Source organism: Nonomuraea insulae (genome assembly GCF_042656245.1).
Genome location: NZ_JBHSPA010000096.1, coordinates 77969 through 87603, shown reverse-complemented (window position 1 = coordinate 87603; position 9635 = coordinate 77969). Strand labels below are relative to the sequence as shown.

General features: G+C 63.3%; 12 protein-coding genes. 8 read left to right on the top strand and 4 right to left on the bottom strand.

The genetic code is table 11. The features are described from left to right. Nucleotides 1–347: 347 nt before the first annotated feature. Together ACFPZ3_RS58635 and ACFPZ3_RS58630 are read right to left on the bottom strand one after the other, a co-directional pair. Nucleotides 348–551: a hypothetical protein gene (locus ACFPZ3_RS58635; protein WP_379523145.1), complete on the bottom strand. Its 204-nt coding sequence runs from the start codon at nt 549–551 to the stop codon at nt 348–350. A gap of 269 nt (nt 552–820) precedes the next feature. After that, nucleotides 821–1546, bottom strand: coding sequence for a PaeR7I family type II restriction endonuclease (locus ACFPZ3_RS58630; RefSeq protein ID WP_379523144.1), 726 nt, complete (start codon nt 1544–1546; stop codon nt 821–823). A gap of 182 nt (nt 1547–1728) precedes the next feature. Here ACFPZ3_RS58630 and ACFPZ3_RS58625 point away from each other — a divergent pair, with 182 nt between their 5' ends. Further along, entirely contained in the window at nt 1729–3417 is a 1689-nt protein-coding gene (locus ACFPZ3_RS58625; RefSeq protein ID WP_379523143.1) for an Eco57I restriction-modification methylase domain-containing protein, read from the top strand. 5 nt (nt 3418–3422) lie between these two features. Here the strand turns inward: ACFPZ3_RS58625 and ACFPZ3_RS58620 are convergent, their stop codons facing one another. Further along, on the bottom strand, nt 3423–4712 hold the full coding sequence (locus ACFPZ3_RS58620) for a hypothetical protein (RefSeq protein ID WP_379523142.1): 1290 nt from the start codon (nt 4710–4712) through the stop codon (nt 3423–3425). Nucleotides 4713–5057: 345 nt separating this feature from the next. Between ACFPZ3_RS58620 and ACFPZ3_RS58615 the strand changes: the two genes are divergently transcribed. Further along, nucleotides 5058–5342, top strand: a complete 285-nt coding sequence (locus ACFPZ3_RS58615) for a hypothetical protein (protein WP_379523141.1) — start codon at nt 5058–5060, stop codon at nt 5340–5342. A gap of 251 nt (nt 5343–5593) precedes the next feature. Continuing rightward, nucleotides 5594–6325, top strand: coding sequence for a GntR family transcriptional regulator (locus ACFPZ3_RS58610; RefSeq protein WP_379523140.1), 732 nt, complete (start codon nt 5594–5596; stop codon nt 6323–6325). Between the two features lie 8 nt (nt 6326–6333). Here ACFPZ3_RS58610 and ACFPZ3_RS58605 read toward each other — a convergent pair whose 3' ends face one another. After that, nucleotides 6334–6735, bottom strand: coding sequence for a hypothetical protein (locus ACFPZ3_RS58605; RefSeq protein ID WP_379523139.1), 402 nt, complete (start codon nt 6733–6735; stop codon nt 6334–6336). Between the two features lie 165 nt (nt 6736–6900). On the opposite strand from ACFPZ3_RS58605, the gene ACFPZ3_RS58600 reads away from it, so the two are divergent. From ACFPZ3_RS58600 to ACFPZ3_RS58580, 5 genes are all read left to right on the top strand, one after another. Then, nucleotides 6901–7320 (top strand): plasmid replication, integration and excision activator, encoded by a 420-nt coding sequence (locus ACFPZ3_RS58600; RefSeq protein WP_379523138.1) that lies wholly within the window; start codon nt 6901–6903, stop codon nt 7318–7320. Beyond that, nucleotides 7320–7586: a hypothetical protein gene (locus ACFPZ3_RS58595; RefSeq protein ID WP_379523137.1), complete on the top strand. Its 267-nt coding sequence runs from the start codon at nt 7320–7322 to the stop codon at nt 7584–7586. Before ACFPZ3_RS58600 ends, ACFPZ3_RS58595 begins: the two co-directional genes overlap by 1 nt. Continuing rightward, nucleotides 7583–7897 carry a hypothetical protein gene (locus ACFPZ3_RS58590; protein ID WP_379523136.1) on the top strand — a complete coding sequence of 105 codons (315 nt, stop codon included), beginning with the start codon at nt 7583–7585 and terminating at the stop codon, nt 7895–7897. The genes ACFPZ3_RS58595 and ACFPZ3_RS58590 overlap by 4 nt, the downstream gene beginning before the upstream one ends. Nucleotides 7898–7983: 86 nt before the next feature. Beyond that, nucleotides 7984–9402 (top strand): FtsK/SpoIIIE domain-containing protein, encoded by a 1419-nt coding sequence (locus ACFPZ3_RS58585; RefSeq protein ID WP_379523135.1) that lies wholly within the window; start codon nt 7984–7986, stop codon nt 9400–9402. Next, nucleotides 9399–9554 (top strand): hypothetical protein, encoded by a 156-nt coding sequence (locus ACFPZ3_RS58580; RefSeq protein WP_379523134.1) that lies wholly within the window; start codon nt 9399–9401, stop codon nt 9552–9554. The genes ACFPZ3_RS58585 and ACFPZ3_RS58580 overlap by 4 nt, the downstream gene beginning before the upstream one ends. The last annotated feature ends 81 nt before the right edge of the window (nt 9555–9635 follow it).

The following is a 9635-nucleotide window of genomic DNA, read 5'->3' as shown; positions in this document are numbered from 1 at the left end:
CTCATTCCGACTCACTACGCCCTCTGACGTGCTGCGCAGGCGTGCGGCATGATGCTCAGCTCAAAGATCATTCCGCACATGTTCCGGATCATGAATGAAGCGCCTCCCGCCCAGCCGGTGCCCACCCAAGGGCGGTAGCAGACCGCAACCACGCTCTCCGGTGAGCCGTGCTGAGGAACGAAGCACGGATCGTCGATCGCCCCCAGCAATCTCCGGCGGTCAACCATGCCGTGGCGATCGTAAGGGCTGCATCTGTACGATGGCGCGGCAACCCTCGCTGAGCGTTCGGCAAGTACAGCGCGTCGATCATCTCGAGTCGGAATGCTCTGTCGAAGGCCCGGGGTCCATCACGAGTAGAAGCCATCCCAGTACTCCTCGTGGCTCTCGGTGAAGTCGTCGGGACGTGTCAGGCGTAGCTTGCGATACCGCTCTACGTAGTAGTCGAGAGCCTCGTGAAGGCTGCATTCGAAGGTGTCCTTGATGAGCTTGATGCCTCGGATCCTCTGCCCCTGGAGGACGAGGTCGTCCAGTTCGTCCAGTTCATCGCTCATGGGGAGATCCTGAAGGCGAGATCACTTCTCGGCAAACCGTTTCCGGTCGGGCCATCGGCGTTGACGCATGATGCCGGGTTGATGCTCAGAGTGGGCGGTGGCGTGGCAATGCCGGTCGGCGCGTTCGGTGAGAACGGCGTGGCCGGCGTGCGGTGCCCGGCCCGGTGTCCCGCCGCCGTCCGGGACCGGCCCCCAGGCCGCACGCCCGGACGGCGGGCGGGCGTAGGGCCGGAAGTACGGCGGCGCGCCGCGCCGCCGCTTGATCCCTATCAGAACAATTCGGCAGCGTGTCCGTTGCGACTCGTATCGTCCTTCGATTGCTTGGCCCGGCGGTCTTCAAGGAAAGCCTGGACTAGCTGGACTTGCCCTTTGAGGGCTACTGCGAATACAGCATAACTAGCCAGACTTAACGGCTCCTTGTGCGTGCGGACACCATCAATATATGTGGTCGTTACAAACCATCCAGCGTCGTATACCTTGCGCAGCAGGAAACGGCGAATCATTTCCTGATAGCGGTCCTCGTAGGACATACCAACGTATTCTTGATCCACATCGAACTTAGCATGTGTTTCACGGTCTTTTTGGATCGTCTCCGCGTCTTCCTTGAGAATGAAGACATATCCCATCCACGGAGCAACAGGCCCGAATGCCTCGTTGAAGTCCTGTGCGGCACGCGTATCGGTGGCGGTACCGAGAGCTTCCTCAAATCTGTTGTTGATATTCTTTGATACGCTACCTATCTGCGACTTGAACTCAATCGCCGCTACTAGGATGCCTTCATAGATAACGACTAAGTCCCACTGCTTGCGTGCCCGATAATATCCAGGCAGGTACGGCTTGCCGGTGAAGATGCATTTCGACGGAATCCCAGCATCGATCAGCTCTTGCCGCACAAGGTCTTCAAAACCCTTCATGTGAAGATTAGCCTGGACGCTCTTCTTGTCGCGATTCGTCCAGAAGACATCAAGCGCCTTGTCGATCTGTTCTGCATGCACCCGTGGTGCTCCCCTCGGCCCGCCTCGATGGGTCCCGAATGCGATCAAGAGTACCGCTGTCCATCTCACGATCAAGCCCAAGCAAAGCCTTGGTTGCGATCGCTCTCGGCCTGGGCTGTCCCCTGAGGCATCAGCATGGCCACTCGCCCCAATGATCACTACACCCCCGTAAGGTGGCACCCGTGAACGTTCCGACTCTGTTTCCGCAGTCCATCCCGTCAGCCGCCTTGGCGGAGATTCCTGACGACGCCGTGGTACACGGAGAAGTGTTCACTCGGCGATGGGTGGTCGACACCATCCTTGACCTCGTCGGTTACACGCCCGATAGAGATCTAGCGGGGCTGCGCCTGACGGAACCCGCTTGCGGAGCTGGGGCCTTCCTCGCCGCGATCGCCGAGCGGGTGAGCGAGTCTTGTCGAGCACATGAACGCAGCATCCTTGACGCTGCCGACGCGGTCGCTGCATACGATCTGCTGCCGAGGAACGTCACGAGAGCTCGAACGCTTGTAGAGCGTACCCTCCAGGACAAAGACTGGGATCTTGAAGAGTCCGCCAAGGTAGCATCCACATGGGTTCGACGTGGCGACTACCTGCTTGAGCAAGCTCACGGGCTTCCGAAGGCAGACTTCGTTGTTGGCAATCCTCCTTACATCCGACTGGAGGATGTACCGACAGCTCGAATGGACTTCTACCGAGCTCTCTACCGAACGATGGTTGGCCGCTCGGATATCTACGTCGGCTTCTTCGAAGCAGGACTGCGCTCGCTCTCTGAAGGCGGGCGTCTCGGGTTTATATGCGCTGACCGTTGGATGCGCAACCAGTACGGCCGCGAGCTACGCAAGCTGGTGGCTGACAGTTTCTCACTTGACACCTGCATCACTATGCACGATGCAGACGCCTTCGAAGAACAAGTAGCAGCATATCCAGCCATCACAATTATCACAAAAGGACCGCAAGGCCGAGCCGTTGCAGCTGATACGACACAAGCTTTCGGAAAATCTGCCGCGCGCGAACTAACATCCTGGATCGTACATAAGCATGATGACGATGCTAGGCAGTCATCGACCTACGAAGCAGCTCGGCTTCCGCACTGGTTTCCAGGAGACGACTTGTGGCCTTCTGGATCCCCAGCACGTCTGGCTCTTCTCGAAGATCTAACAAAGCGATTCATTCCGCTTGGCCAAAAGGAATCAGGCGTTCGTGTTGGGATCGGTATAGCGACAGGGGCGGACCGAGTCTTCATCACCAACGATCCTCAAGCAGTAGAGCCAGATAGGCTATTGCGCCTATCCATGGTGAGGGACACGGTGACCGGCGAACTAACTTGGTCCGGCCATTACTTGATCAATCCGTGGGATGCAAACGGACAACTCATTGATCTGGATGAATTCCCCCGACTCAAACGGTACTTCACCGTTCACTCCGCCGCTCTTAAGCGTAGATATATCGCCCAAAAGAATCCTGTCAAATGGTACAAAACGATCGACAAAGTCGAAACCGGGCTAGCGGAGCAGTCGAAACTACTCTTCCCCGACATGAAGCTCAGCAGTCATCCTGTCCTAGATCGCGAGGGGTGCTACCCCCATCACAACCTCTACTTCCTAACCTCAAATGTCTGGGATCTAGAGGTTCTGGGAGGACTCCTACTCTCTAAGGTTGCTGAGGCATTCGTGGACGCTTACGCGGTCAAGATGCGTGGGCGGACTCTACGGTTCCAAGCTCAGTACTTGCGACGCATCCCAGTCCCACCTCCGGAGAAACTTACAGCTGCATCTCGTGACCGTCTGGCGAAAGCTTTCCGAGACCGGGATGTATCCGCAGCAACATCGGCAGCACTTCAGGTATACGGCCTTTCGGAATGGCCGAGCTAGCGGCATCAGTCGAGGAGTTCCGGGCGACGGCTGGTAAGAGCTCGCCGAGCCATCACGAATCGATCATGGAATTCTTCAGCGAGCGCTTCCCGTCGATAACGCTGCCGTAGGACGCGATCGAGGTCTCCAGCGCGGTTCACGAGGTCAGTGAGAGAGCGTCGATCAATGTCGAATGCGGCCATGCCTTCATCAACGGCCGCGTCAAGGTCACCGCGTCTGACATGGACGATGCCGAGATCGATATGTGCGTCGGCGACTCGCATGGGGGCGTTGGAGGTGCCATCTGGGCGAGTATGCATCTGAATGGTTTCGCGAGCATGTTCTTCGGCGCGATCGTCGTCAGCAAGCCAGGTGTAGCAGGTTGCGGCGTAGAAGACCCACTTGGCGTGGTCAAAGACGAAGTGGTGATCTGGGTGGCTTGGCATGGGCAGGCCACCCAAAACTTCGGCTCCGCGAGTGAGGGCACGGTCGGCTTCGCGGCGGTCTCCGATGCGGGCCAGGCCACGGGCTTCTTGGAGGGTGAGTTGGACCATGGCGCTGCTGGTGCCGGCCACGGCTTGGCCCATCCGGGCGGCGGTGACCACGTCTTCGTAGCGGCCTTCGACGAGGGCGAACCAGGCTGACATTTCGTGTGCCCAGCCCATGAGTTCGCCGTGCCCGACCTGGCGGCCCATCTCGAAGGCGGCGCGTCGGGCCGTTTCGGCCTCTTCCCTCTCGCCCAAGTCGTAGTGAACACAGCCCAGTAGAGCAGTGAGCCAACCGGTGATCACGAGCAATTCGCGATGCTGGTCCAAAGTGAGGCGTCCGGCAAGCAGGTGGTTGATCTGCGCCAGACGCTTCTGCGTGCGGTCGCGTAGCGTGCCTGCGGGCACGACGGGATAGGCGCGGCACAGGAGATCAACGGCCTCCGCAAGAGCCTCCAGGGTTCCGGCCCCGACATCGGATGCCTGTAGTTGCTGGGCGAGCTCCATAGTCCCGTACAGGTCAGCCTCGGCTCGAAGGGCATCGGCGGGGATAACGCGGGCCTCGATCAGACTGCTGCCGGTCTGCTTGGTCTGGGAGAACCCGAGCGCTTCTGGCTCCAGCCCGGTCAGTTGGGTCAGCGCCAACCGGTAGGGCGTGCGCGGCCATCGAACCTCGCCAGCCTCCCAGCGTCGTACGCGCTCCTCGTCACAGGTCAATCTTTCGGCAACGCCAATGGGTGTGGCGTTGATCTTGTCGGCCATCTGAACGCGAGAGAGCTGCTCCTGGTTGCGCCAAGCGCGGAGGCGAACGTTTGGGATGTAGTCGGGCATCTTCGGGTCTTCCTCCCGGCTGGGGGCTCGAAAGGGGAAATGAGGGGGCCGTTCAGGGGTCCTGCTCAGACTCGGTTGCCGGTGGACTTGTCATCAAGCAACCACGGTACGTCACGCGGCCTCCCGCCACAGGGAACGCCGGATGAACGAGGAGATGGCGACGGTGATCCGGCCAGACGAGACAAGCAAGACGTCGCCCTGCCCCGGCTGCCGGGGACGCGGGATCAAGCTGCGCGACTCGCGCCGTGCGCTCCTCATTGGCGACTGCGACACAGATCAGAGCCCTAGTGAGGAGCGGGAGTGTCTCGACTGCCTCGGAGGCGGCCAGGCCGAAGGGAACGGGAAATGAACTCGATCATCCAGGCGGTGGCCAACGGCTTCCCGCCGAACCAGGAAGAGGGCGACATGCTCGTCCGGCTGCGCGACCAGCTCACGAACCTCGGCGTCAACGCCGAACTGCGGGACAACAACACCGCGCTCATGGTGCACAAGCGTGAGCCGGGGATGCCGGTGTGGGTGTTCGTCGGGTTCGGCGGGGCCTATTACTCCTGGCAGACCGCCGAGCAGCGGCACCCCACCCGCGATCCGGAGGGCGCGGCGAAGCTCCTGGCTGAGTACATCGCCAGGTGATGACCGGCGCGGCGAGACGAGCGCGTTCCCTGTCGGAGGGGGTAGGGACGCCGCCGCCTTGTCTCGTCGCGCCTCCCGGCAGGCAGTTGCAGTGGTGGCGCCCCGCGGCGACCTTCCCCCGCCCGGCCACTGCGCTGCCTGCCGGATTCTCTGTGTACGGCTCCCGCTTGTCACAACAACGTGGACAGGTTGCGGATCGCCAGATAGTCTCAAACTTGGTAAAACAACCTGTCGGCTGTTGGACGGTCAAGATGTCGCTAGAGTCCGTGCCGCCTAAGTATGCGCAGCTTGTGCAGACTCTCCAGAGGCGCATCGAGGCGGGAGACTACCCACCGGGCACGCTCCTCCCCAGCGAGAACCAGCTCATTCAAGAGTTCAGCGTCTCCCGTCCCACCGTGGTCGCCGCCCTTCGCGTGCTGCGTGAGCAGGGCTGGATCGAGTCCCAGCAGGGCAAGGGACGATTTGTGCGCGGCCGTCCGGCGATGGCCTCCGTTGAGCAGAAGCGTCCGGGACAGGCGTACCTGACCAAGCCGGAGACCGGCTCCACGGGTGAGGTCGTCGAAGTGGGCGCGGTCGCCGTACCGAATCGGGTCGGCGTGCTGCTCGACGTGCAGCCCAAGAGTAAGGCGTTCGTTCGGCGACGATTGATCACGCGCGAGGGCGAGCCGACTGAGCTGGTGTCGCTATGGCTGCCTTTGGAACTGTCCGAGGGGACGGATCTGACCAGCGGCGAGCCGTTGCGGCAGGGCTTCCGCGAGCATCTCCAGGTGCGCAAGGGTGTGCGTTTCGATCACATCGTGGAGCAGATCACCGCTCGCATGCCCTCCGCCGACGAGGCCAAGCAGCTCGCCATGCCTAAGAATCAGCCACTTCTGGCCGTCTTCGGTGCGGTACGGGATGCCTCCGGCCGGCCTTTGGCCGTCGTAGAGTTGCTGCTGCCCGCCGACCGGCACGAGCTGGAAGACGCCTACCCGATCGCCTGAGGCGACGCTCATCCGCCGGGGCAGTCGCTGTCTCCGCCGCTGTACTCGGCGCAGTAGTTGGACGGCAGAGGTGGCGGAGGACCGCGAAGCTCCGCCTGGCGGGCGTCCCTGTACAGGCCCGCAAAGATGAAAAGCACGCACGCCGCTGCGACGAGACCGAAGATCCAAGCGCGCACGACTCTGCCAGTGAAGACGCAGATGCCGGTGGCGAGGATAGGCGTGACAGTGAAGATCACTGCTGCTGCGGTCAACCATGCGTTCATGCCGTCTCGATCGCGTTCGACATATCCCGCGAGGGCGGCAGCGAATGCCTGCCAGAGGCACAGCGGAACGCCGATGAACCAGATCATCGCCAGCAGGCCAAGGATCATGCCGCTGGCGTTGCTCGATTCCGTATCTGTCGCCTCCACGATTTCGACTATTTCGTCCGTTTATGTGGCGAATGAAGCACGAGCGGTTCACGATTCCGCGCCGAATTTTCTCTTAGGCACTTGACCTAGCAAGTTTGAGCTACGTAATCTCAGAGCATCACTTGATAGGTTAAGTGCCTGTCAGTCAAGAGAGGAACAAGCCTTATGGCTCTGCAAGGCCCCATCCCCGTCACCTTCGCCATGGTCTTCCCGCACGGCTGCTACATCGTCGGCGAGGTCGAGCCCGTCAAGGACTTCGACGCCTCCGCCAACGGTCGCTTCGTGCAGGCCCGCGACAAGCAGACCGCAGAGCTGGTCTGGCAGGTCGCGGTCATGGACGGTGACCCGACCCTCAAGCCCGCCCAGAAGACGGTGGCGGTCAAGATCCTCGCGCCGGTTCAGCCGGTGCCGCCGCAGCCGATGCCGGGGCTGCCGTTCACGCCCGTCGAGTTCGACGGCGTCACGGTCACGCCGTACGTCAACGCCGCCGGACGCCTCGCCTACTCCATCAAGGTCCAGGAGATGCACCCTCCCCGCCAGACCACCCAGCCCACCCAGGCCAAGGCCGGAAAGGACGCCGCCTGATGACCCGTCGCCGTACCCCGCGCAACAGCGTGATCCGGCTGACCACCGGAAACGCCGCCCGCACGCTCAACCACCCGTTCACCCGCCGTGAGCCCGTCCTGGCGCTCGACTTCGGCGCCACCTCCGTCCTGGTCACCACGAACGGCCCAGTGACGGCAGACGACCTGGAGTTCGCGCGCCAGCTCGCCCGCGAGGCCCACCGCTTCGCCCGCTCCGTGGAACGCAGCTTCTACGGCCTGCCCGACCGACGCGGGGTGGCGGCGTGAGCGAGCACCGGCCCTACACCTACGTCACCTTGTCCATGCGGCCCGACTCCGACCCGCACGTCGGTGTCTCCTTCCACACGCCGCGCCTGCAGATCCGCGCCGGACTGCTGGTCAGCAACCCGCGCCCGTACCTGGAGTTCGCCTCCCACGAGGCCAGCGTGCACATCTCCACCACCGGGGCCGGGCCGGTCACCGACGCCGACCTGAACATCGCCCGGGAGATCTTCAACGCCGCCGCTCGCTACCTGGCCGACTGCGAACTGCTGCACACCGAAGAGTCGGCCCAGGACGCCACCGACACGGCGGCCTGACACGAAGCGGGGCCGCTGGAAGCGGCAACTTCCGGCGGCCCCTCGGTTCTCCCACGACTTGCTCAATCACGAGAGGTACCCAGCTTATGTTCAAGCGGCTGCCTGGCGACGAGGCGCGCAACCTCGTCTCCACCACGCCCGATACGGCCGTCGTCTTCCAACCGGCCGTGCTCAAGACACCCGCCATCATCACCTTCCTCATCTACGGCTGGCGCTTCCTGTCAGCCCTCGTCCGCACGACGTGGCGGCATCCGGTCGCGGTCGCCGTGCCGGTCGCCCTGGGAGTCGTCTGGACCTGGTACGGCTGGCCTGCTGCGGCATCCACGCTCGGCTTCGTCGTCATGTCCCTGCTCGCCTGGGCCTTCACTGAGCCCGACTCCTTCTCCCACCTCGTCGGCTTCCGGCTGCTGGCCTGGTGGCGGCTGATGTCGGTCTACCGGCGACACTGGCACGGCGTCATGGACGTCTCCGGCCTGGCCAAGCGCGTCAACGGACGCGTCTACATGCCGCGTCTGATGCGCGTCACCTGCGACGGCTGGGCCGACCGCATCACCGTCCGGATGCTCGGCGGTCAGGCGGTCAAGGACTGGTCCGACCGCATCGACAACCTCGCCCACGGCTTCGGCACCACCTCCTGCCGGGTCGCGCTCGTCAAGGGTGGCCGGCTGCTGCTGACCTTCCCGCGAAGCGATCCGTTGGCCTCACCGATGCCCGCTCTTCCCATCCCGGACGAGCCATCGGTCGGACCGGTGGAGATCGGTAAGCAGGAGGACGGCCGACCGCTCCGGCTCAAGGTGCACGGCACCCATATCCTGATCGCGGGCGCGACCGGGGCAGGCAAGGGCTCCTTCCTGTGGGATACCATCCGCGGCTTGCTCCCCGCGATGCGGGCGGGTCTGGCCCAGGTCTGGGCTCTGGATCCCAAGCTGATGGAGCTGTCCTTCGGGCGGGAGCTGTTCGAGGGCCGCTACGCCGCCGATCCGTCCGACTGCGCTGACCTGCTCGACGAGGCCGTCAGCGTGATGCAGAAGCGGGCGACCCGCTTCGCCGGTATCCAGCGCTCTCACACTCCTACCGTCGAGGACCCGTTCGTCCTGGTCCTCGTGGATGAGGTGGCGTTCCTGACCGCCTACCAGCCCGACCGGCAACTCCGGCAGCGCATCTCCGCTGCCCTGGCCACGCTCGCCACCCAAGGCCGCTCGGTCGGTGTCGGCGTCATGGCCGCGCTCCAGGACCCGCGCAAGGAGGTCATGAACATCCGCAACCTGTTCCCCGACAAGATCGCGCTCAGGCTCGATGAGTCCGAACAGGTGGACATGGTCCTCGGCGACGGCGCACGCGATCGAGGCGCACTCGCCGACTACATCTCACCCGTCCCGGAACTGGGCGCAGGCGTCGCCTACATGCGGCTGGAGACCTCACCCGAACCGATCCGGGTCCGCGCCGCCTACGTCTCCGACACCGACATCCGCGCCATGGTCGCCTACCACGGGCAGGCCGCATGACACTCGCCCACTTCCTCGACGGCCTTCGCTGCGCCACCTGCCACACCCTGAACGTTCTCAGGCTCGATCCGGTCCGCGCCCTGGTCGAGTGCGCCGAGTGCGGCCAGACCGCGCTCATCCTCACCGACCCCGACGAGAGGAGGTCCCTATGACCCATGCGCACGACCGCGCCCTCCCCCGGGCCGTCCGCCAGGCCATGCCGATGGCCCGAGACGTGCTCGTAGAAGTCGCCA

Coding starts and splice junctions, on each gene's coding strand:
- ACFPZ3_RS58635 (WP_379523145.1), bottom strand. CDS start 551: ATGAGCGATGAACTGGACGAACTGGACGACCTCGTCCTCCAGGGGCAG.
- ACFPZ3_RS58620 (WP_379523142.1), bottom strand. CDS start 4,712: ATGCCCGACTACATCCCAAACGTTCGCCTCCGCGCTTGGCGCAACCAG.
- ACFPZ3_RS58615 (WP_379523141.1), top strand. CDS start 5,058: ATGAACTCGATCATCCAGGCGGTGGCCAACGGCTTCCCGCCGAACCAG.
- ACFPZ3_RS58610 (WP_379523140.1), top strand. CDS start 5,594: ATGTCGCTAGAGTCCGTGCCGCCTAAGTATGCGCAGCTTGTGCAGACT.
- ACFPZ3_RS58600 (WP_379523138.1), top strand. CDS start 6,901: ATGGCTCTGCAAGGCCCCATCCCCGTCACCTTCGCCATGGTCTTCCCG.
- ACFPZ3_RS58595 (WP_379523137.1), top strand. CDS start 7,320: ATGACCCGTCGCCGTACCCCGCGCAACAGCGTGATCCGGCTGACCACC.
- ACFPZ3_RS58585 (WP_379523135.1), top strand. CDS start 7,984: ATGTTCAAGCGGCTGCCTGGCGACGAGGCGCGCAACCTCGTCTCCACC.
- ACFPZ3_RS58580 (WP_379523134.1), top strand. CDS start 9,399: ATGACACTCGCCCACTTCCTCGACGGCCTTCGCTGCGCCACCTGCCAC.